The sequence below is a fragment of the Marinobacter sp. UBA2688 genome (genome assembly GCF_002352785.1).
In the GTDB taxonomy this organism is placed as follows: Bacteria; Pseudomonadota; Gammaproteobacteria; order Pseudomonadales; family Oleiphilaceae; genus Marinobacter; species Marinobacter salarius.
Genome location: NZ_DELU01000010.1, coordinates 287,383 through 309,795, shown reverse-complemented (window position 1 = coordinate 309,795; position 22,413 = coordinate 287,383). Strand labels below are relative to the sequence as shown.

The window sequence follows — 22,413 nt, the reverse complement described above, 5'->3', positions numbered from 1 at the left end:
CTTTTGTTTTTTCTATTCCACTATTGGGCGCGGCAGCAGCATTGTCGGTGGCCCCTGCAGCTCTGGATTCACTATGACCAACGCACTTGAAATCGAAGGTCTGGTCAAGACCTATGGCGACGGCTTCCAGGCCCTGAAAGGGATTGACCTGCATGTCGCCGAAGGTGACTTTTTTGCCTTGCTAGGACCCAACGGGGCGGGGAAGTCCACCACCCTTGGCATTGTTTGCTCACTGGTGAATAAAAGCGCGGGCAAGGTTCGCGTATTCGGATCTGACATCGACACCCATCTATCGGACGCCAAACTGAACCTGGGTGTTGTGCCCCAGGAGTTCAACTTTAACCAGTTTGAGAAGGTGTTCGACATTGTGACCACCCAGGCGGGCTATTACGGTATTCCTCTGAAGAAGGCATCGGAGTCCGCAGAAAAGTACCTGCGCCAGCTTGGGCTCTGGGATAAGCGCAATACGCCGGCCATGATGCTGTCGGGGGGCATGAAGCGGCGGCTGATGATTGCCCGGGCGCTGGTGCATGAACCCAAGCTGCTAATTCTGGATGAGCCCACGGCCGGGGTGGATATCGAGTTGCGCCGCTCCATGTGGACGTTCCTGGAAGAGATGAACCGACAGGGCACCACCATCATCCTGACCACCCACTACCTGGAGGAAGCGGAAGCCCTGTGCCGCAATATTGCCATCATCGACCACGGCAAGATCCTGCGTCACACCAGCAAGCGAGCGTTGTTGCAGCAGTTGAGCTCTGAAACCTTTGTGCTGGACACCGCCGAGCCGTTGACGGAAGCACCGGTGCTCGACGGTTTCTTCAGTCACATGGATGACGAGGGTGCCCTGGTGGTGGATGTGGAAAAGGGCCAGAGTCTGAACGGCATGTTCATCCAGCTGGAAGAGCAGGGCGTTCGCGTGGTCAGCATGCGCACCAAAGCCAACCGACTCGAAGAGCTGTTTATCCGCATGGTTGAGGACAACAACCCCCGTAACGCCACCCAGGGAGAAACCGCATGAGAACGGATGCGATGCTGACCGCGTATAAAACCATCGTCACCCGTGAAATCCGTCGCTTCATGCGGATATGGCCACAAACCCTGTTGCCACCGGCGGTCACCATGACGCTGTACTTTATTATTTTCGGCAACCTCATTGGCTCGCGCATCGGGGTGATGGGCGGCTTCGATTATATGGCGTTCATTGTTCCAGGGCTGATCATGATGTCGGTGATCACCAGTTCCTACGCCAACGTGGTGTCGTCGTTTTTCTCCATGAAGTTCCAGCGCAGCATTGAGGAGTTGCTGGTGTCACCTGTGCCCAACTGGGTGATCCTCGCCGGCTATGTAACAGGTGGTATGTCCCGGGGATTGGGCATTGGGTTGATCGTAACGCTGCTGTCACTGGGCTTTACGCAGTTGTCGATCCATCATCTGCCGATGGTGATCCTGACGGTGTTCCTGACATCGGCGCTGTTTTCGTTAGGTGGTTTCATCAATGCCATGCTGGCGACCAAGTTTGATGATATTTCCATTGTGCCGACCTTTGTTCTGACACCGCTGACTTACCTGGGCGGGGTGTTCTACTCGATCGACATGCTGCCGGGGTTCTGGCAAGGGGTGTCGATGATCAACCCGATACTCTACATGGTGAATGCCTTCCGCTACGGTATTCTGGGCGTGTCGGATGTTAATCCCTACGTCGCCCTTGGTATGATTCTGCTGTTTATTGCCATTCTGTCTGCCATTTCCCTGCGCATGTTGGCGCGCGGTAAGGGCATACGTCACTGATGAACGTTTCCCAGGATTGATCATGGCCCTTAATGATGCCCCGCTGGGCAAATCCAGCGACTACCCGGATGCCTACGATCCGCAATTGTTGTTTCCCGTGGCACGGGAGGAAAACCGTCGCCGCATCGGCCTGGAGGATGGCCGCTGGCCCTGGTTCGGGGAAGACTTGTGGCAGGCCTGGGAAATTTCCTGGTTGCGCACCGGGGGCGTGCCCGCAGTCGCCTGGGCGGAAATTCGGGTGCCTTCGGCGTCGCCGTCGATTATTGAGTCCAAGTCTCTCAAGCTGTACCTGAATTCCCTGAACCAGACGGTGTTTTCCTCCGCCGATCAGGTTCGGGATGTGATTGCTCGTGACCTGTCGAGCGCAAGCGGTGCGGCGGTCAATGTAGACCTGCACAGTGTTGATCAGGGAGCGAGAGCGGTCGGTCGGCCGGAAGGCTTCGTGCTGATCGACGACGAGGATGTGGAATCCGTGGGCTACGACTACAACCCGGACAGCCTACAGGCGACGGGTGATGTGGTGTCGGAGAAACTGTGTTCGCACCTGCTGAAAAGCAATTGCCCCGTCACCGGCCAACCGGACTGGGCAACGGTGCTGATCGATTACACCGGCCCGGCGATGGACCGGGCAGGGCTGCTGCAATACATCGTGAGTTTTCGCCAGAAGCAGGACTTTCATGAGCATTGTGTGGAAACGATGTTTACCGACCTGATGGCCCGTTGTCAGCCGCAGAAGCTGTCGGTGTGCGCCCGTTATACGCGAAGGGGTGGTCTGGATATCAACCCCTGGCGCAGTACCGACCCGGAAGAGGCGGTAGGGCCACGGTTGATCAGGCAGTAGGTGTAAAGGCGGGAACGGTCAGGAATCCTCTTCCTGGCGCAGTCGCTCAGCGGCATCCTCGAGCGCAGACAGGATGGACTCCCGTTCCCGTTCGGTGATTTTTTCCGAATCCAGGTACATGGCAAAGCCGCTGCGTTCGTGCTCAAGGAAACTGCGGTTGGGGCCCATGTCGCGGCGGAAATCCACCACTTCGTAGATGGAGACCGGGCGGCCGAAGCCTTTAACCGTGATCTCGCCCTTGTCGCGGCACATGATGCGGTCCTTGATCAGCGAGAAGGTTTCGTAGGAGATCAGGATTTCACCGGGTTCAGCCAGGGATTCCAGGCGGCTGGCCAGGTTCACTTCCTTGCCGATGATGGTGTAGTCCATGCGGTTCTCGGCGCCGAAGTTGCCAACGGTGGTGTAGCCTGTGCTGATGCCCATGCGGATTTCCAGCGGTGTCTTGATACCCTGGCTGCGCCATTTCTGCCGCATGATTTTCATGTGTTTACGCATTTCCACCGCCATGGACACGCAGGCGAAGGCGTCTTCTTTCTGGCCCCGGCTGGTGGGGTCACCGAAGAAAATCATGATGGAATCGCCAACGAACTTATCGATGGTGCCGCCGTATTTGAGGGCCACTTCCGACATTTCGTTGAAGTAGTGGTTCAGCAGTTCCGTCAGTGCTTCCGGCTCCATCTCTTCGGACAGTTCTGTAAAACCCTTGATGTCGGAGAAGAAGACGGCCAATTTCTTGCGTTGTGTTTCCAGCCGCACGTCTCTTTCACCGGTAAAGATGGACTGCCACACCTGCGGTGACAGATACTTGGAGAGTTTGTGGGACAGGGCAATGGATTGTTCCCGCTGATTCTGGATCTGGGTTTTTGCCATCATCAGCGCGCGGGCCTGCTGGTGGGAATAGAACGCAGTCACACAGATATAAAGGCCGGTGGCACTGATCGCGATAATGCTGGTGATCATCGGCGACTGCAGTGACTCGGCGGGGCCCACGATGGCAACGCCGATGGCGCCGCAGGCGGCCATGATCATGGTGCCTAGCAGCCACTGGCGGATGCCGCCCACAATCAGGCAACTAAACATCAGCATCAGTGCCACGGCGACCGAGGGTATCGCAATCAATCCAATGCAGCCGACGAATCCACCCCCGATGGCGCAATCCGTTAACAGCATTTTCTGGCGAATACGGGATGAGTTACGGAGAAACGTTCGCCGGGTAAGTTGATGGGCAATGTGTGGCCAGGTCAGGGCGCCTGAAAGCAGCCACAGCATCCACAGGCCGAAGACGTCTTGCAGTACGCCTGACACAATAATGCCGGCAGTCGCCGTATACGCCAGTATCCTGCCGTTGTAATCCGGCATGGGCGGGATGGCAATCGGATGGTTCTGCGCGTCAAGCACGGCGGCCTTGCTGGCACTGGTACTGGCGTTACGCAGGTCAATCGGTGCGCTCATCATTCAGAAACGGATCCGCCCGACGAGCATATCTCTGAACATCACCCAATCGCCCATCAGGCTGTACAGTGGGTGTTTGAAGGTGGCAGGTCGGTTTTTCTCGAAGCCATAGTGGCCAACCCAGGCAAACCCGTAGCCGATGACGGGCAGGAGCAACAGATAGAGGAACTTGGCCGTTACAATGGCGTAGAGTGTAACGAGGATGACCAGCAGGCTGCCGACGAAGTGAAGCCTGCGGCAGTTTACATCGCTATGTTCTTCAAGGTAGTACGGATAGAAGTCCGCGAAATTGCGGAATGTTTGCTGTTGGCTCATAGGGCGTCTACCGGCTCGCTTATCGTTTTTAAGGTAGATAGTACTGTCTGATAGTGGAAAGTACTTAGACTAAAGACTAACAGTAAACCATCTGTCCCACAATTCATACGGTCGTTTGGCCCGAACTGACGTATTGAAATCAACCACAGCGAGGCGATATGACAGCAGTAATGGAAGCCCTGTTAAAACGATCTTCAGAGCCACGCCTGGAGGCGCCAGCACCGGACCCGGCAACGCTTGAAAATGCCTTTGCCTGCGCCGCGAGGGCGCCGGACCATGCGTTGCTGAGGCCCTGGCGGTACCTGATTATTGAGGGAGACGAGGCATTGAACGCCCTGGGTGAATTGTTTGCCGCCACCTGTGGCGACGGCGCCTCGGAAAAGGAGCGGGAAAAACGCTGCAAGAAGGCACTGCGGGCGCCTATGGTGATCGTTGGCGTTGCGTCTTACCAGTCCCATCCCAAAGTGCCGGAGATCGAGCAGTCCATGTCGGCCGCGGTGGGGATGGGGTATTTGTTGTTGGCTCTGGAGTCCGCCGGGTTTGGAGGCATGTGGCGTACCGGTGCCATGGCGCACGATCCAGCTATCAAGCGAGGCTTGGGGCTGCAGGACAATGAGATCATAACCGGGTTCCTGTATACCGGCAGTGTCAGTGCGCACAAGCCCAGCATACCCAGGCCTGAACCCAAAGAGTTTGTCAGGCGCTGGCCCCACTAGTTGCCGCCCCGTTGCCCCCGCCCCCGGCGCGGGGGAAATCCCTTGCCGCTTTCCGCCCTCAATTTACGATTCGGATAAGCCGATACCTGCCTCAGCCCGCACACCGCAACACCTCCTGAAAACTGGCATCGCGATTGCTTTTACCTCTGCAAGAACGCACAAACGGCAAAACGACCAACGCCGTGTGCAGGAATCGGAGGCACTATGGCAATTTCCCTGGACAAAGCATTAGGCATTCATCAGCACGCCCTGGAAGGCAGGGTAAAGCGTGCGGAGGTGTTGGCCAACAACCTCGCCAACGCAGATACCCCGGGCTACAAGGCGCGGGATGTGGACTTTCAGGCGATGATGCAGAAGGCCCAGGACAGCATGAGTGGTTTCGGCATGACCCGTACCCACGAGTCCCATATGGACACCTCGCCCATGGGCGCGGACAGCGAATTGCTCTATCGGGTACCGCACCAGCCGTCCGTGGACGGCAACACGGTGGATGCCCAGCAGGAGCAAACCCGTTTCATGCGTAATGCCATGGATTACCAGGCCAGTTTCCAGTTCCTGGACGGAAAGGTTTCAGGCATCAAAAAGGCACTCTCTGGCCAGTAAAACTGGGCGCAGCCATTAATTGAGGAGCACCATCATGTCTCTGGGTAACATTTTCGACATCGCCGGTTCCGGTATGACAGCCCAGTCGCTGCGGCTGAACACCACTGCGTCCAACATCGCCAATGCCGAGACGGCCAGTTCCAGTACGGATCAGACCTATCGCGCCCGCAAGCCTGTTTTCGCGGCGATACAGCAGTCCATGCTGAATCCGTCTCAGCAGAGCATGGCGTTTGGCAGCGACAACGGCCCGGGGGCAGGCGTTCGGGTTGAAGGCATCGTCGAGAGTGACGCCGAGTTGCAGATGCGCTACGAGCCTGATCATCCCGCCGCGAACGAGGATGGGTACGTGTTCTACCCCAACGTCAACGTGGTTGAAGAAATGGCGGACATGATGTCGTCGTCGCGCAGCTTCCAGATGAATGTGGACATTATGAACAGCGCCAAATCCATGATGCAGCGTATCCTGACCCTGGGTCAGCAGTAACCGAGCGAGGATTGAATCATGAGCGTAGTGAATAACACGACAGACGCTTCGGATGTGCTGAGCCAGTATCGAGTGCAGCAGGATCAGGCCAAGAGCGGAAGTGAGCTGGGCAAGAACGAGTTCATGGAATTGATGATCGCTCAGCTCAAAAACCAGAACCCTCTCGAACCTCAGGACAACGGCGAATTCATCTCTCAGCTGGCGCAGTTCAGCTCCCTGGAGGAAATGCAGAGCCTGTCCGGCAGTGTCGACGATATGGCCAGCCAGTTCCGCTCCACCCAGGCACTGCAGGCCTCTGCAATGGTCGGGCGTACGGTCTTGGCACCTTCATCCATTGGCGTGCTTGGCGCGGACGGTGAAATATCCGGCAACGTTTCCGTTCCGGCAACCACATCCGGGCTGAGAATCACCATTGAGAATGAGTCCGGTGAGCAGGTCCGGCAGATTGATATGGGTGAGCAGCAGCCTGGCCAGACAGCGTTCAGCTGGGACGGCAAGGATGGCAACGGCAACAGTTTGCCACCCGGACGCTACAAGGTGGTCGCAGAAGCCTCGTACCCCGGCGGGCTTGAGCAACTCGGCACCATGGTCAGCGCCAATGTCGACAGTGTGTCGCTGGGGCAGGGTGGCAGCATTACTCTGAACCTGGCCGGCATGGGCTCCATCGCGCTGCAAGATGTTCAGCAGATTAATTGATACCGGTGAAACAGTAAGAGGTGGAGTATGGGTTTTAACACAGGTCTTAGCGGTTTAAGGGCGTCATCGGTTGATCTGGATGTCACCGGTAACAACATTGCCAATGCGAGCACAGTAGGTTTCAAGAGCAGTCAGGCGCAGTTTGGCGACCTGTACGCTAGTGGTTTCCTGAGTGCCGGCACCAATCCGATTGGGGACGGTGTGCGGGTGCAGGACGTGAAGCAGAATTTTGGGCAGGGCAATATCAGTTTCACCGACAACGGCCTGGACCTTGCCATCAACGGTGACGGTTTCTTTGTGCTGAATAATGGCGGTGAGGTGCGGTATTCCCGTGCCGGCCAGTTCGGTGTCGACAAAGACGGGTTTGTCACCAATAACCAGAACATGCGGGTTCAGGGCTTCGTTGCCGATGAAGACGGTAACCTTTCCGGTATTCGTGGTGACCTGCAGGTTGAAACCGATAATCTGGCGCCTCGTCGGACCACGAATCTACGCTCGGACCTGAACCTGGATTCCCGGGAAACCGTGTTGGAACGCCGAGTTGCCGATATGGGTGATTACACGGCGCCCGCCGGCTCCACCGGTTTTCCGTCTGAAACCTTCGAAATCACCTACGCAGATGGCAGCGTGGTTAGCGTGCCCATCAACGCGGCGGGATCGACTGATTTCTCAGCGGCTGACGTTGTGGATGTGCTCAATGGGCAGGACGGTCTCTCTGCCTCCGCGACCACCACCTATGAGGGGATGTCCGAGGCGGACTTGAACGCCGCCATTGCGGCTGGCAACTTCAGCTTTGACCTTGCGGTAGGCGGGGTCACTGTGCCCGTTGATACGACAGGTGTGACCGATGCGGCTTCGCTGGTCACTGCAATTAACAACGCCCAGGCGCCGACGATCTCGGCGTCGCTCACAGGCGGTAACCTGAGGCTGATCGACAACCGTGGCAACAACGTCACCGCCGGTTTTACCAGCGACGGCCCGAACCCGGCACCGGAGACAACCGTTGGCACGGTGAGGCCGCAGGCCGATCGGGAGATTACCGATATTGCGTCAACCAGCGGCGCCACGAACCTCACGGATTCATGGAACGCACGCAACATTGAGATTACCAACCAGTTCAATCCGCTGGATCAGCGTACCTACAATCACGCAACATCGACCACCGTTTACGACAGCCTGGGTAACTCTCACGAGATGACCCAGTTCTACGTCAAGCAGCCAGCACCGGGTAATGGTGTGGGTGTCAGCGAGTGGTCAGTGTATTTGCAGATAGACGGTGAATTTGTTGCGGGCACCGATCAGAACCCCTATCAGGCTCGCTTTGACCAGGATGGGGAGCTGCAGTCCGTGAATGGTGACCCCAATGGCGAAATTCTGATCAGTGACTGGACGCCGAAAGACGCCGATGGCACGCCGAACGGCGCTGACGGTCCTCCAGCACCCGGAGAGGTTATCACCACGCCGATTCCAGAGCCCCCCACCACCTCGGCCTTCGTTCTGGACCTTGGCAATACCACCCAGTACGGGAGCAACTTTGGCGTAAACGACCAGCGCCAGAACGGGTATGCCACTGGCAGGCTGTCGGGCCTGGATGTGTCCGACCAGGGCGTGCTGTTCGCCCGCTACACCAATGGCCAGTCGCAGTCCCTGGGGCAGGTGGCCCTTGCATCGTTCAACAACACTAACGGACTTTCGCCTGTCGGGGAAACCACCTGGGTTGAAACCTTCGAGTCCGGCCAGCCCATTATCGGTGCACCTGATACCGGAACCCTGGGGTCGATCAAGGCCAGTTCCATCGAGGAGTCCAACGTGGATCTTTCGGCGGAACTGGTGAATCTGATCATTGCCCAGCGTAATTACCAGGCTAACGCCAAGACGATTGAAACCTCCGATGCGGTTACCCAGACCATCATCAACCTCCGCTAATTCTGAAATGTGAACATGGCACAACTCCTGCTTGAACATAGGAAAGACTGGAAACAGTCAATATTCCGGCAGGAGTTTTCCCATGGACAAAGCCCTCTATATAGGAATGTCCGGCGCCAAGCAGAACATGCTGTCCCAGCGCGCCCACGCCAATAACCTGGCAAACGTCAGTACCACCGGTTTCAAGGCGGATTTCGCCCAGGCCCGCAGTATGCCGGTTTTTGGTGAACATCATCCCACCCGTGCCTATGCCATGGCAGAGAGGCCCGGAACAGACCTGTCCGCCGGTGCATTGATGGACACAGGCCGCAAGCTGGACGTCGCCGTTGAAGGTGATGGCTGGCTGGCCGTCCAGAATCAACAGGGCGAGGAAGTATTCACCCGTTCCGGCAGCATGCAGATCGACGTCAATGGCCTGATGCGTCTCTCCAGCGGAGAGATGGTCATGGGTAATGGCGGACCGGTGGCGCTGCCGCCGTTCGATAACGTGCAGATTGGCGCGGACGGAACCATTTCCGTGGTTCCCGTTGGCGGTCCGCCGGACCAGTTGGTTGAGGTGGATCGACTGAAGCTGGTGAACCCACCCCGGGAGGCGCTGGAAAAAGGTGCAGATGGCTTTATCCGTCGCAAGGCGGACCAGGCGCTGGATGGTCCAGAGCCGCCTGATGCCACTATGCGCGTCGCGTCGGGGTTTCTGGAAAGCTCTAACGTCAACGCCGTGGAAGAGATGATCTCCAACCTGCAGTTGTCCCGTCAGTATGAAATGCAGGTAAAGATAATGACCACCGCCAACGAGAATGCCGAGGCGTCGGCACGACTGTTGCAGAACCTCTGATAAACCCTATGAACATCGCCCGGGTGAGCGCAGAAGCGGCAAAAATCGGCCGCATTGAAAACGCCCCCGGCAAGGAGTAGACGACATGCATCCAGCACTTTGGGTCAGCAAAACCGGGTTGAGCGCGCAGGACACCAATATGTCCACGATCTCCAACAACCTGGCTAACGTGAACACCACTGGTTTCAAACGCGACCGCGCGGTGTTTCAGGATCTGCTGTACCAGATCGACCGGCAACCCGGTGGTCTGAATACCCAGAACTCGGAGCTGCCGTCCGGCCTCCAGCTGGGTACCGGTGTTCGCATTGTCGGCACCGCCAAGCAGTTTTCCCAGGGCAATCTGGAAGTCACCGAACAGCCCCTGGATATGGCTGTGAACGGCCGTGGGTTCATGCAGATCCTGCTCCCGGACGGGCAGATCGCCTATACCCGCGATGGCCAGTTCCAGTTGAACTCCAACGGCGACATCGTTAACCCGGACGGCTACCTTCTTGAGCCCAATATCAATGTTCCTGAGAATGCCACCAACATCACTATTGGCAAAGATGGCACGGTTACAGCTGTGACGGATGATCAACAGGCGCCACAGAATCTTGGCCAGATTACCCTTGTTAATTTCATTAACCCTCAGGGCTTGCAGGCCATCGGCAACAACCTGTTCAAAGCCACCAATGCCAGTGGAGATCCGGCGGAAGGTGTGCCAGGTCTCTTAGGTCTAGGGTCTCTGGAACAGGGCATGGTGGAGTCCTCCAATGTGGAAGTTGTGGAAGAATTGGTCAACATGATTACCACCCAAAGAGCTTATGAGATGAACTCGAAAGTGGTCTCCGCAACCGACCAGATGCTCCAGTTTATTACGAATAATATAGGCTAACCCTGAGAGGGCGCAGGGAGAAGAGTTATGACGCGTGCGTATCATGGAAACAGCAGATTGAGCCAGATCAGTTCGGTATTGATGATTGCTGGACTGGTCATACTTCAGGGATGTACGGCGCTTAGCCGAGAACGTCCTGTGCCGGACGACCCCGCCTATACGCCGGTTCGAGCGGATAATATGATGCAGCGTGACCCCAACTCTGGCGCCATCTACCAGTCGTCTCGCAACTACAGTCTTTACGGAGATACTGTGGCTCTGAACGTTGGTGATGTGCTCACAGTTAATCTGGAGGAGTCTACCCGCGCTAGCAAGAATGCCGACACCCGTATTATCAAGGACAATGAAATCACATTGCCCGAGCCAAACATTCTGGGCAGGAACAACTTTGGGATCGGTACTTCACTTAACAAAGAGCGTGATTTTAAAACCAGAGCCGATGCTGATCAGAGCAACAGTCTTGCTGGCAGCATTACAGTCTCGGTGACTGAGGTGCTGCCTAACGGCGTGCTGAGAGTACGAGGCGAGAAGTGGCTGTCCCTGACCAACGGTGATGAGTATATCCGCCTGACGGGGCTTGTTCGTCCGGAGGACATCTCACCCGACAACACCGTGGCCTCCAACCGAATTGCTGATGCCCGTATTGCCTACGGTGGTACTGGTGACTTTGATCAGGCCAACCAGATGGGTTGGCTGGCGCGGTTCTTTAACAGTGAGTGGTTCCCGCTATGAAGATGCTGAGGTTTGGGTTACTGATGATTGCGCTCTCCGTGATCGCAGCGCCTGTGCTGGCAGACCGCCTGAAGGATCTGGCGCGCATCAAGGGTGTGCGTAACAACCAGTTAGTGGGTTACGGGCTGGTGGTTGGCCTGGATGGTACCGGTGACAAAGCGCCGTTCACCAACCAGACCTTTCGCAACATGATGACCCAGTTCGGCATTACCCTGCCGCCGGGCGTAAACCCCAATCTTGCCAACGTGGCTGCGGTTACCATCACGGCCAACCTGCCTCCTTTCGCCAAGCCAGGCCAGGAACTGGATATTACGGTGTCGTCCATCGGCAACGCCGATAGCCTACGTGGCGGTACTCTGTTGATGTCGCCGTTAAAAGGGGCTGACGATCAGGTCTATGCTATGGCCCAGGGTAGCCTGGTGGTCGGTGGTTTTGGCGCCCAGGGTGCCGACGGTTCGCGGATCACTGTGAACGTTCCCAGTGTTGGCCGGATTCCCAGTGGCGCCACTATTGAGCGGGAGGTTATGTCTCCGTTCACCCGTGGCGATACCATTACCTTCAACCTGTTGCGGGCTGACTTCACGACGGCTCGCCGGGTGGTGGAAGCGATCAATGGTCAATTGGGCCCGGACATGGCGTATGCCCACGATGCGACCTCGGTCTCCGTCAAGGCGCCGAGGGACCCATCCCAGCGCGTAAGCTTTCTGTCGATTCTGGAAAACATTGAGGTTAATCCGGCGGAAGACGCTGCCAAGGTGGTCATCAACAGCCGCACCGGCACCATTGTGGTAGGGCAGAACGTCAAGGTCAGCCCGGCGGCGGTGACCCACGGTAACCTGACCGTCACCATTGAAGAGAATCCCGAAGCCAATCAGCCAAACCCGTTCACCGATGGTGAGACGGTGATCGAGCCCAATACCCAGATCGCCATTACCGAAGATCCGGCCCGAATGTTCCAGTTTGGCCCGGCGGTCACCCTGAACGAGATTGTCCAGGCCGTGAACCAGGTAGGTGCGGCGCCCGGTGACGTAATGGCGGTGCTCGAAGCCCTCAAACAGGCCGGCGCCTTGCGCGCTGAGCTGATTGTGATTTAGGGGGCGTGATGCAGGATTCCAGTCTCCAGAAAGCCCAGGTTTACACCGATTTCGGCGGTCTGAACGCGCTGAAGGCCCAGGCCAGGACCGACAAGGAAGCGGCGCTTGAGGAAGTGGCGAAGCAGTTTGAGGGCCTGTTCCTGTCGGAAATGGTCAAAGCGATGCGCAAGGCCGGTGATGTGTTTGCGGAGGGTAACTACCTCAACAGTCAGCAGTCGGAGTTCTATCGAGAGATGTTCGACAGCCAGTTGAGCCTGACGCTATCGCAAAAGCAGGGCACCGGTATATCCGATGCCCTGGTGCGCCAGCTAAGCCGGCAGATTCCTGGCATGGATGAGAAGGGTGAGCCGATGGCGGCCCATAAGACCGCGCTGGCGGACTATGATCGTAGTATGCCGGTGCTGTCTCCGCGCCTGCCCGAGCAGATGGACAAGGTGAATCAGGTGGCTGACACCGCCCGCAGAGAGCCTGCACAGGAAATCAGCACCGTCATGCCAAGCCGGTTTGAGTCACCGGAACAGTTTGTCCGTGAACTCCTGCCCGTCGCCGAAAAGGTAGCGGCGCAAAGCGGTATCAACCCAAGGTTGATGATTGCACAGGCGGCACTGGAAACCGGTTGGGGCCGGCACATGATTGAAGGCGACGGTGGTTCTCCCAGCTTTAACCTGTTCGGTATCAAGGCAGACACCCGCTGGCAGGGTGAGTCCGTAAACATTGCCACCACGGAATTCCGCGAAGGCGTGCCGATGAACGAACGGGCCGCGTTCCGGGCCTACCCGGACTATGAATCCAGCTTCCGGGATTATGTCTCGTTCCTCGAATCCAATCCCCGTTATCGGGATGTGCTGGCGGCCGCGGACGATCCCGAGTTGTTTGCAAACCGGCTTCAGGAAGCGGGCTATGCCACCGATCCAAACTACGGTGCCAAGATTCGCCGCATTATGAACAATGACTCCATGGCAACGTTGTCCATGGGTACGGGTAGGGCTGAGGAGTAAGCATTATGGCAGGACTTATCAATATTGGTCTGACCGGTATCCTCGGACACCAGGCGGCGCTGAACACCACCGGTAACAACATCACCAATGCCAACACGCCGGGTTACAGCCGTCAGGAGGTGCAATTTGAAACCCAGTCGGCGCAGCGCACCGGCGCGGGCTCTATCGGTACCGGTGTCAGCATCACCAACATCCGTCGCCTGGCGAACGAATATCTGACGCAACAGGTGCGTGAAGACACCTCTTTGTTTGGTGAGCAGGAAGCGCTGAACTCGGAATTGTCGCGCCTGGATAACCTGCTTGGCGGCGAAACCACCGGCCTGAGCAATGCCCTGAACAATTTCTTCGCGAGCCTGCAGAATGCTGCCGAAGATCCGGCATCGTTGCCCCAGCGCCAATTGGTGTTGAGCGAGGCGCAACAGGTGGTGAACCGCTTTGAAGCCCTGAATCAGGAATTTATTCAACAGCGGGAATCCGTCAAGACCCAGATGGAGCAGGGCGTCAAGGACGCCAATACACTGTTGAAAAGCATTGCACAGCTGAACCTGGCGATCTCCGAATCCCCCGGCTTGGCCCAGGGCCGTGAACCCAACGAGTTGCTGGATAAGCGCGACGAAAAACTGCGTGAGTTGTCTGAACTGGTCAACATCAGCGTGGTGCAAGCGGAAGGTAGCCAGGTGAACGTGTCGCTGCGCAATGGGCAGGCGTTGGTGGTTGGTGACAGGGCGGCACAACTGGGAACCCGCGATAACGCGGAAGACCCGACCAGATTGGAATTCACCCTGACGACCGGTGGCCGGACCCTGAACGTGGACAGCCAGGTCAACGGCGGCAAACTCGGCGGTTTGCGGCGGTTCGAATCAGAGGCCCTGCAGCCTGCTTTTGCCGAACTCGGCCGGGTTGCGATTGCCTTGTCCGAAACCCTCAATCATCAGCATGAAATTGGCATGGACCTTGAGGGCGATCTGGGGGGGCTGTTTTTCAGTGACATCAACTCCCAGGCGGCCCAGCGCGGCCGGGTGATTGCCAATACCAATAACGGAGCCCCGCGGGACGCTCAGCTTGCGGTCGAGATTATCGACAGCTCCCAGCTTCCCGCCGGCAGCTGGTCCTTGCGGTTTGGCGGCGACGGTCGGAACTTCGAATTGGTGGATCGGGCCACGGGTGAGGTGGTCAACCAAGGCCGCCTGCCGGACCCTGTTCAGTCCGAAATATCCATGCCGGGGTTCAATATCCGTATTGAAGGGGGAACCTTCAATGCCGGTGACAGTTTCCTGATCGAGCCAACCCGGAACGCGGCGGCCAATATCGGCCTGGAAGTCAATCGTGAAGAGGATCTGGCCTTTGCGAGCCCGGTAAGGGCGGAGGGTTCTGCAGGTAATACCGGTGATGCCACTATCAACCAGGGCAAGATGCTGGATGTCAGGGATCCGTTTACCAATTCGTTGCTGAGCAATTTCCGACAGGACGGGCAACTGGACCCGCCGCTGGAAATCCGTTTCCGTGACGACGGCGGAGAACTGGTTTATGACGTTTTTGATGCGAACGCAGCGCCTAGTGACCCGCCGCTTATTCAAGGTGACGCCAGTGCGGTACCCCCGGTAAACCTTTTCGAGCCTGGCCAGGCTGAGCAGTTGTTTACAGACGACCCGCGCTCGCCGGACTATTTCGGCTTCCAGTTCGAAATCTCCGGCAACCCAAGACCCGGGGATTCGTTCAACATTAATTACAACACCAACGGTGTGTCGGACAACCGTAATGCTGAGTTACTGGCGGCGTTGGGAACCGAGAACACCCTTAACAATGGCAGCCAGAGTTTTGCCGAAGGCTACGCAGGGCTGGTGGAGGATATTGGGGTAAAAACCCGACAGAGCCAGCTGGATAAAGACGCCGGCAGCACGCTGCTGGAGCAGTCCACCAACCAGCGGGAATCCGTCTCTGGCGTCAACCTGGACGAAGAGGCCGGCAAGCTGATTCAGTACCAGGCGGCTTACAACGCGTCCGCCCAGGTGGTGAGCGTGGCTCAGGATTTGTTCAATACCCTGTTACAGAGTTTCCGGTAACAGTGCGAGGTGATGTGACATGATCAGAATTTCATCACAACAGATATTCTCTGGCGGCATAAATCGGCTGCAGGAACTGAATAGCAGCCTGAACCAGACCCAGGAGCAGATTTCGACCGGCAAGCGGGTCAATAAGCCGTCGGACGACCCGGTTGCGGCGGCGCGTATCCTGAAGCTTGATCAGGAGCTGTCCCGGATTGAAACCTATCAGCTCAACGCTGGGCTCGCAGAAAATCGGTTGCAGCAAGAGGAAAGTGCGCTGGCCGGCTCGGTGGATGTGATCCAGCGAATCAGGGAGCTGACAGTTCAAGCGGGTAACGGCTCGCTGTCACCGAACGATCGCAAATCCATCTCTTCGGAATTGAAAGAGCGCATTGGGCAGTTGGCCAACATTGCCAACACCCGGGACGCCTCTGGAGAATACATTTTCAGTGGCTTTCAGGGCTCCACGGCTGCCTTTGGGAAAGATGCGTCCGGCAGTTGGGTGTATCAGGGCGATGAGGGCCAGCGCGTGCTGGAGATCGACGATGGCGTCACGGTGCCTATCAGTGATCATGGCAAAGGTATCTACTCATCGATTCCCGCAGCGGTGTTTGCCGAGAGTGACCCCAACAATGCGACCGCCGCTAGAATCGATGGTATTCAGGTAGCCAATGATGGCGCCTTATCGGCGGTTTCACCGGACAATATTATCATTACCGTTGATACCTTGGCGGGAACGGTCAGTGCGGTGAATAGCCGCACCGGCGATCCCCTGACTGTGACTCCAGCGGCGTATACCAGTGGTGAGTCCTTCGAAGTTGCCGGTGTGCAGGCGACGATTACCGATGCGGGCGATGGCGATGAGTTCACCCTTCGCGCGGGGGAGAGGCAGTCGGTGTTTGCCACCATCGAAAACCTGATTGACGGCCTCGATAACATCGACAAAGGTTCGCCGGCCGGGCAGGCGGCCTATGACGACCTGATCGCAGCGTCTTTGCAGAATCTGGACAATGCCCAGGAAAGCATTGTACAGAAGCAAACGGAAATCGGCGGGCGCCTGAACGCCGTGGACTCTACCAAATCGTTCCTGGAAGACTCGTCTGTGTACAGTGAGGACATCCGTTCGCAACTGCGTGACGTGGACTACGCCGAAGCTATCAGCAACCTGAGCTTCCAGAGCTTCGTGCTGCAGGCTGCACAGCAGTCGTTTGCCCAGGTCTCCCAGCTGTCGTTGTTCGATCGCTTGTAAAAAGCCTGCCGGAACAAGGAAGTCCGGCACTTGTTATTGCTTTCAGATTCAACCTCAGTATAATCCCCAGCACTCTCCGATGGCGGCGTGGTGAAATTGGTAGACACGACGGATTCAAAATCCGTTGGGGTAAAACCCGTGGCGGTTCGAGTCCGCCCGCCGCTACCATTTACGATCCGCACAGTGCGGTGTAAACAGTCCATCCAATGAACGTCTCCGATTTCCACTTTGATCTACCGGATGAGCTTATCGCCCGGTATCCCCTCAAAGAGCGCAGTGCGTCCCGGTTGCTCAGTCTCGATGGGCTGTCCGGTGACACCAGGCACTTACGGTTTACCGATCTTCCAGGCCTGCTTCAGCCGGGCGACCTACTGGTCTTCAACGACACGCGAGTGATTCCCGCGCGCCTTTTTGGCCGCAAGGAAACCGGCGGTCAGGTGGAAGTGCTGGTTGAACGTGTACTTGGAGAGCACGACATTCTCGCTCACGTACGGGCCTCCAAAGCTCTAAAAGAAGGCCAGAAAGTGCTGCTTGAAGATGGCACAGCGCTACGGATGAGCGGAAGGGATGATGCGTTGTTTCACCTGCATTGTGACAGCGACGAACCCGTTCTTGAGGTTCTTGAGCGCATCGGCCATATGCCGCTGCCTCCCTACGTGGATCGCCCGGATGAATCCTCGGACCGCGAACGCTACCAGACGGTGTACGCCCGGGAAGCGGGTGCGGTGGCGGCTCCGACCGCAGGCCTGCATTTTGATGACCGGATTCTGGCCGAGCTTGAATCGCGGGGCATTGAAACCGCGTTTGTAACCTTGCACGTGGGCGCTGGCACATTCCAGCCGGTGCGTGTGGAGGGTATTGAAGATCATGTGATGCACAGTGAAGTGGCCCATGTATCGCAAGAAACGGTAGACGCGGTGAACGCAGCCCGTGCCCGGGGAGGCCGTGTCGTAGCCGTTGGTACCACCTCTGTACGGTCCCTGGAATCCGCCAGTCGTGGTGGGGTGGTTCGACCTTTTCAGGGCGAAACCGATATCTTTATTTACCCCGGCTATCGTTTCCAGACCGTGGACGCCATGGTGACGAACTTTCACTTACCGGAGTCAACGCTGATCATGCTGGTTAGCGCATTCGCCGGTTATCAGAACGTGATGTCGGCCTATCAAGCGGCTGTCGCCGAGCGTTACCGCTTTTTCAGTTACGGTGATGCGATGTTTATCACAGCGCAGGAGCCAAGCCTGGGCGCCCTCTCTTACTGTTCAGGGAAAGGCAGCCAGAATCCGGAGAACGATGATGAGTGACCAGTGTTATATGTCCTTTGAAAAACTCGGGGAAGATGGCCGTGCACGACGCGGACGCCTGACCTTTCCCCGGGGTACGGTGGAAACCCCGGCTTTCATGCCGGTGGGCACCTACGGCACCGTCAAGGGTATGCTGCCGAGGGACATCAAGGATATCGGGGCCGAGATCATCCTTGGCAACACCTTCCACCTGATGCTGCGGCCGGGTACGGAAGTGGTGAAGGCCCATGGCGATTTGCATGACTTTACCCAGTGGCAAGGCCCGATCCTCACAGATTCCGGCGGCTTCCAGGTGTTCAGCCTTGGCGAGATGCGCAAAATCACCGAAGCGGGCGTGACGTTCCGTTCGCCAATCGATGGTTCACCGGTAGAGCTGTCACCGGAAATCGCCATGCAGGTGCAGCGCGATCTCGGGTCGGACATCGTGATGATTTTTGACGAGTGTACGCCTTACCCGGCCACCGAGAAGCAGGCGAGTGAGTCCATGGAGCTGTCCCTGCGTTGGGCTGCCCGGAGCAAACAGGCACACGCTGGTAATCCGGCCGCGCTGTTCGGCATCGTTCAGGGAGGGATGTACGAATCGCTGCGGGACCGCTCACTGGAAGGGCTGACGGAGATCGGATTCGACGGCTACGCCATTGGCGGATTGTCGGTGGGCGAGCCCAAAGAGGATATGATCCGTATCCTGGATCATCTGCCACCCAAAATGCCGGAAGACCGCCCCCGTTACCTGATGGGCGTAGGGCGGCCCGAGGATCTTGTGGAAGCAGTGCGCCGCGGCGTAGACATGTTTGACTGCGTAATGCCCACGAGAAACGCGCGCAACGGTTACCTGTTTACCTCCACCGGCATCATCAAGATCCGCAACGCCAGGCACCGGCACGATACCGCGCCGCTGGACGATCAATGCGACTGCTACACCTGCGAGAACTTTTCGAGAAGTTATCTGCATCACCTCGATAAATGTGGAGAAATGCTCGGCTCGCAACTCAATACGATCCACAATCTGCGGTACTACCAGAACGTGATGGCTGGATTGCGTGGCGCAATTGAAGCAGGTACATTGTCGGACTTTATTAGCGACTTCTATGCCCGCCGCGGTGAAACCGTGCCTCCAATGGCGCAGTGACTGCGGGATAAGCCGATTCTGAACCGCTACCTGAACTTTTCTTAAAAACGGAGATAGTCAATGAAATCAATCAAGTTACTTGTTGCTGCACTCTTTGCTGCGATGCCGGCACTGGCCATGGCACAGGATGCGGGTGCCCAGGGTATGGGAGTGATGGGGCAGGTGATCTTCTTTGCCGGCTTTATCCTGATTTTCTATTTCCTGATCTGGCGCCCCCAGTCCAAGCGTGCGAAAGAGCACAAGGCGCTGATGGCCGGCCTGAACAAAGGCGATGAAGTGGTTACCTCCGGCGGTGTGGCCGGCAAGATCACCAAGGTTTCCGATGACTTTATCGTGGTTGAAATCGCTGACAACGTTGAGATCAAGGTTCAGAAAGTTGCTGTTGCAGCGGCACTTCCGAAAGGAACTCTGAAGGACATCTGATCGACCGGTTTTCGACTCAGGTCTGAATTTGCCAAGCTGAAACATCACAGCCGGCCGACTGGCCGGCTTAAAGGGACCCCATGCTGAACAAGTATCCGCTCTGGAAAAACCTGGTTATCGTGATCGCGCTGGTGATCGGGTTCGTCTATGCCTTGCCTAACGTCTTTCCTGACGACTTTGCCGTACAGATCACCGGTGCCCGGAGCAGTACCGAAGTCGATCAGCGGATTCTCGACAGGGCTGTTGATGCACTCGAAGCCAAGGGGATCCAGGTCAAGGAATCCGAGTTGCAGGAGCGCGACGCCCTGATTCGCCTGAACGACGCTGAATCCCAGCTGAGGGCTCGGCCGGTGGTGCAGGAGGCGCTTGGAAGGGATTATCTGGTAGCCCTGAATATGGCGCCGTCAACACCGGGATGGCTGGAAAGCCTGGGCGCGGGCCCTATGAAGCTCGGTCTCGACCTGCGGGGTGGTGTTCACTTCCTGTTGGAAGTGGATATGGAAACCGCCGTCGACCAGCGCCTCGAAGCCATGTCTGGTCAGATCAAGCGCGAATTGCGTGAAGAGCGTGTGCGCTACCGCGGCGGCGATGTGGAAGGTAACCGCTCCATTGTTCTGAGTTTCCGTGACGAAAGTTCCCGCAGCGAAGCGTTTGACCTGATCCGTGACCAGTACAACCAGTTCCTGCTCGATGAGCAGACAGAGGACGGTGAGTACCTGTTGGTGCTGTCCATGTCGGAAGCCGAAGTGAAGTCCATACAGGACTACGCACTGGAGCAGAACCTGACCACCATCCGTAACCGGGTCAACGAACTTGGCGTGGCGGAGCCTCTGGTGCAGCGCCAGGGTGCGGATCGCATCATTGTGGAATTGCCCGGTGTGCAGGATACCGCTGCGGCAAAGCGTGTACTGGGTGCTACGGCCAACCTGGAGTTCCGTCTTGAGGCCCGCCAGGATGCGTCATCAGCTGATATCGAGACGTTCCCGTTCCGTGACAACCCTAACCGTGAAGCCCGTCTTGAGCGGGAAGTGATCGTCACCGGTGATAATGTCTCTAACGCACAGCAGGCCTTCGACGAGAACGGCCAGCCACAGGTCAACATCACCATGGACTCGGTCGGTGGCGATCTGATGAACCGTGCAACCCGCAACGCCATTGGGCGTCGCATGGCGGTCCTGTTTATCGAATACCGGACAGAGACGGAAGAAGTGGTTGTGGATGGTGAAACCCGCACGGTCGACAATCGCGTTGTCGAGAAGGGCATCATCAGCCTGGCGACGATCCAGTCTGCGCTGGGAAGCAGTTTCCGGATTACCGGGCTGGATTCCATCCCGGAAGCAGCGGAGTTGGCATTGCTGCTGCGAGCCGGTTCGTTGGCTGCGCCAATGTACTTTGTCCAGGAGCGGACGATTGGTCCCAGCCTTGGGCAGAAGAACATTGATGCCGGCATGATGTCGGTCCTGCTCGGCTTTGTGTTGGTTCTCTGCTACATGGTGGTGTACTACCGTGGCTTTGGTGTGATCGCCAACATTGCATTGACGCTTAACCTGATGCTGCTGATCGCCTGCATGTCGATTCTCTCAGCAACCCTGACGCTGCCGGGTATTGCCGGTATCGTGCTGACGGTGGGTATGGCGGTTGACGCCAACGTGCTTATCTTCGAGCGTATAAAGGAAGAGTTGAAATCGGGCATACCGCCACAGTCGGCGATAAACTCCGGTTATTCCCGGGCCTTCGTTTCGATTTTTGATGCCAATATCACCACCCTGTTGGTGGCGGTGATCCTGTTCGCCATGGGGTCCGGCCCGGTGAAAGGGTTCGCGGTGACACTGTCGATCGGTATTCTTACGTCGATGTTCTCCGGGCTGATGGTCAGTCGCAGCATCGTAAATCTTGTATACGGCGGTCGACAGGTTGAAAAGCTGTCGATTGGGGGGAAACTGGCCAATGTCTGAAGTTGAGAAGAAACCTATCGATTTTATGGGCTTTCGGAAGATTGCTTCCGTTGTGTCCATTGCGCTGATTGTTGCTTCCATTGCGTTGCTGGCAGTGCGCGGCCTGAACCTCGGGCTGGACTTTACCGGTGGTACCTCCGTTGAGCTGGAATACCAGCAGGCGCCCGCTCTGGACAATGTTCGCCAGACGTTGGAGGGTGCAGGATATGAGCAGTTTGTGGTCCAGAACTTTGGTTCGGACACCACGGTGCTGGTGCGGATGGCGGAGTCCGAGAACGACAAGTTGGCCGCTGAAGTCACGGCCGCGTTGTCGGCTGGTGGTAATGAGCTTGAACTGGTGAGCTCCGAATTTGTCGGCTCCCAGGTTGGCGACGAGCTGAAGGAAGACAGTGGTCTGGGAATGCTCATTGCGCTGGCAGTGGTGCTGATTTACGTCGGTATGCGGTTCCAGTTCAAGTTCGGTATTGCCTCTGTTGTGCCACTGGCCCACGACGTCATCATTGTTCTGGGTGTGTTTGCCCTGTTCCAGTGGACGTTCGACCTCAGTGTGCTTGCAGCGTTGCTTGCGGTTATCGGTTATTCCCTTAACGATACCATCGTGGTGGCGGACCGGATTCGCGAGAATTTCCGCAAGATGCGTGAAGGGGGCTCCGAGCACATCATCAACGAGTCCATTCATCAGACCATCAGCCGGACCATCAACACGTCCGGTACGACATTGGTGGTGCTGTTCGCCCTGTACTTCCTGGGTGGTGAAGCGATCAACAACTTTGCGCTGGCTCTCATCATCGGTGTGGTGGTGGGTACATACTCATCCATCTATGTGTCAGCAAACCTGCTGGTTGCCCTGGGTGTGGCACGGGAGGACCTGATCGTTCCGCCGAAGGAAGGTCTTGCTGGGCAGGAAGAGGAAGAAGAGCAGCCGCCCGAGTGGTTGAACCGGATGTAAGTCGG

The 22,413-nt window shown here is 57.2% G+C and carries 22 protein-coding genes and 1 tRNA gene; 21 read left to right on the top strand and 2 right to left on the bottom strand.

The features are described from left to right. The first annotated feature begins 73 nt into the window (after positions 1 to 73). From B3M52_RS06140 to queF, 3 genes are read left to right on the top strand one after another with little or no spacing between them, the layout of a single operon-like run. The gene (locus B3M52_RS06140; protein WP_036208221.1) at positions 74 to 1,021 is read left to right on the top strand and encodes an ABC transporter ATP-binding protein; all 948 of its coding nucleotides are present in this window, start codon (positions 74 to 76) and stop codon (positions 1,019 to 1,021) included. Further along, on the top strand, positions 1,018 to 1,791 hold the full coding sequence (locus B3M52_RS06135; protein ID WP_036208218.1) for an ABC transporter permease: 774 nt from the start codon (positions 1,018 to 1,020) through the stop codon (positions 1,789 to 1,791). Before B3M52_RS06140 ends, B3M52_RS06135 begins: the two co-directional genes overlap by 4 nt. Positions 1,792 to 1,813: 22 nt before the next feature. Then, on the top strand, positions 1,814 to 2,632 hold the full coding sequence (queF, locus tag B3M52_RS06130) for an NADPH-dependent 7-cyano-7-deazaguanine reductase QueF (protein WP_036208215.1): 819 nt from the start codon (positions 1,814 to 1,816) through the stop codon (positions 2,630 to 2,632). An 18-nt stretch (positions 2,633 to 2,650) separates the two neighbouring features. Here the strand turns inward: queF and B3M52_RS06125 are convergent, their stop codons facing one another. Beyond that, positions 2,651 to 4,087: an adenylate/guanylate cyclase domain-containing protein gene (locus B3M52_RS06125; RefSeq protein ID WP_075196862.1), complete on the bottom strand. Its 1,437-nt coding sequence runs from the start codon at positions 4,085 to 4,087 to the stop codon at positions 2,651 to 2,653. Next, complete coding sequence (locus tag B3M52_RS06120) at positions 4,088 to 4,399, bottom strand: DUF962 domain-containing protein (RefSeq protein WP_036208209.1); 312 nt, start codon at positions 4,397 to 4,399, stop codon at positions 4,088 to 4,090. It lies immediately after the preceding gene. A gap of 158 nt (positions 4,400 to 4,557) precedes the next feature. On the opposite strand from B3M52_RS06120, the gene B3M52_RS06115 reads away from it, so the two are divergent. The 18 genes from B3M52_RS06115 to secF all read left to right on the top strand — a co-directional run bounded on the left by B3M52_RS06115 (position 4,558) and on the right by secF (position 22,408). Continuing rightward, on the top strand, positions 4,558 to 5,115 hold the full coding sequence (locus B3M52_RS06115; protein ID WP_075196861.1) for a nitroreductase family protein: 558 nt from the start codon (positions 4,558 to 4,560) through the stop codon (positions 5,113 to 5,115). A 204-nt stretch (positions 5,116 to 5,319) separates the two neighbouring features. Then, positions 5,320 to 5,718, top strand: a complete 399-nt coding sequence (gene flgB, locus B3M52_RS06110) for a flagellar basal body rod protein FlgB (protein WP_036208203.1) — start codon at positions 5,320 to 5,322, stop codon at positions 5,716 to 5,718. A gap of 34 nt (positions 5,719 to 5,752) precedes the next feature. Then, a complete protein-coding gene (gene flgC / locus B3M52_RS06105) occupies positions 5,753 to 6,202 on the top strand; it encodes a flagellar basal body rod protein FlgC (protein WP_036208201.1) in 450 nt (149 codons plus the stop codon). An 18-nt stretch (positions 6,203 to 6,220) separates the two neighbouring features. Next, complete coding sequence (locus tag B3M52_RS06100; RefSeq protein ID WP_036208198.1) at positions 6,221 to 6,898, top strand: flagellar hook assembly protein FlgD; 678 nt, start codon at positions 6,221 to 6,223, stop codon at positions 6,896 to 6,898. A 27-nt stretch (positions 6,899 to 6,925) separates the two neighbouring features. Next, positions 6,926 to 8,824: a flagellar hook protein FlgE gene (locus B3M52_RS06095; RefSeq protein ID WP_075196860.1), complete on the top strand. Its 1,899-nt coding sequence runs from the start codon at positions 6,926 to 6,928 to the stop codon at positions 8,822 to 8,824. Between the two features lie 82 nt (positions 8,825 to 8,906). Continuing rightward, positions 8,907 to 9,659: a flagellar basal body rod protein FlgF gene (locus tag B3M52_RS06090; protein WP_091642020.1), complete on the top strand. Its 753-nt coding sequence runs from the start codon at positions 8,907 to 8,909 to the stop codon at positions 9,657 to 9,659. A gap of 85 nt (positions 9,660 to 9,744) precedes the next feature. Continuing rightward, complete coding sequence (gene flgG, locus B3M52_RS06085; RefSeq protein ID WP_091642022.1) at positions 9,745 to 10,533, top strand: flagellar basal-body rod protein FlgG; 789 nt, start codon at positions 9,745 to 9,747, stop codon at positions 10,531 to 10,533. 81 nt (positions 10,534 to 10,614) lie between these two features. Continuing rightward, positions 10,615 to 11,265, top strand: a complete 651-nt coding sequence (gene flgH / locus B3M52_RS06080) for a flagellar basal body L-ring protein FlgH (protein ID WP_374700689.1) — start codon at positions 10,615 to 10,617, stop codon at positions 11,263 to 11,265. Then, entirely contained in the window at positions 11,262 to 12,359 is a 1,098-nt protein-coding gene (locus tag B3M52_RS06075) for a flagellar basal body P-ring protein FlgI (RefSeq protein WP_041333180.1), read from the top strand. The genes flgH and B3M52_RS06075 overlap by 4 nt, the downstream gene beginning before the upstream one ends. Before the next feature lie 8 nt (positions 12,360 to 12,367). Further along, positions 12,368 to 13,357, top strand: coding sequence for a flagellar assembly peptidoglycan hydrolase FlgJ (gene flgJ, locus B3M52_RS06070; RefSeq protein WP_041333184.1), 990 nt, complete (start codon positions 12,368 to 12,370; stop codon positions 13,355 to 13,357). 5 nt (positions 13,358 to 13,362) lie between these two features. Further along, positions 13,363 to 15,420, top strand: a complete 2,058-nt coding sequence (gene flgK / locus B3M52_RS06065; RefSeq protein ID WP_286749127.1) for a flagellar hook-associated protein FlgK — start codon at positions 13,363 to 13,365, stop codon at positions 15,418 to 15,420. A gap of 19 nt (positions 15,421 to 15,439) precedes the next feature. Further along, the gene (gene flgL, locus B3M52_RS06060) at positions 15,440 to 16,651 is read left to right on the top strand and encodes a flagellar hook-associated protein FlgL (protein WP_286749126.1); all 1,212 of its coding nucleotides are present in this window, start codon (positions 15,440 to 15,442) and stop codon (positions 16,649 to 16,651) included. A gap of 81 nt (positions 16,652 to 16,732) precedes the next feature. Then, positions 16,733 to 16,819, top strand: a tRNA-Leu gene (locus B3M52_RS06055). A 38-nt stretch (positions 16,820 to 16,857) separates the two neighbouring features. Continuing rightward, the gene (gene queA / locus B3M52_RS06050) at positions 16,858 to 17,952 is read left to right on the top strand and encodes a tRNA preQ1(34) S-adenosylmethionine ribosyltransferase-isomerase QueA (RefSeq protein ID WP_286749125.1); all 1,095 of its coding nucleotides are present in this window, start codon (positions 16,858 to 16,860) and stop codon (positions 17,950 to 17,952) included. 10 nt (positions 17,953 to 17,962) lie between these two features. Beyond that, entirely contained in the window at positions 17,963 to 19,081 is a 1,119-nt protein-coding gene (gene tgt / locus B3M52_RS06045; RefSeq protein ID WP_041336522.1) for a tRNA guanosine(34) transglycosylase Tgt, read from the top strand. 60 nt (positions 19,082 to 19,141) lie between these two features. Further along, on the top strand, positions 19,142 to 19,504 hold the full coding sequence (gene yajC / locus B3M52_RS06040; protein WP_036208174.1) for a preprotein translocase subunit YajC: 363 nt from the start codon (positions 19,142 to 19,144) through the stop codon (positions 19,502 to 19,504). 80 nt (positions 19,505 to 19,584) lie between these two features. Further along, positions 19,585 to 21,459, top strand: coding sequence for a protein translocase subunit SecD (secD, locus tag B3M52_RS06035; protein ID WP_075196853.1), 1,875 nt, complete (start codon positions 19,585 to 19,587; stop codon positions 21,457 to 21,459). Continuing rightward, complete coding sequence (gene secF, locus B3M52_RS06030; protein WP_041333189.1) at positions 21,452 to 22,408, top strand: protein translocase subunit SecF; 957 nt, start codon at positions 21,452 to 21,454, stop codon at positions 22,406 to 22,408. The genes secD and secF overlap by 8 nt, the downstream gene beginning before the upstream one ends. Positions 22,409 to 22,413 lie beyond the last annotated feature (5 nt).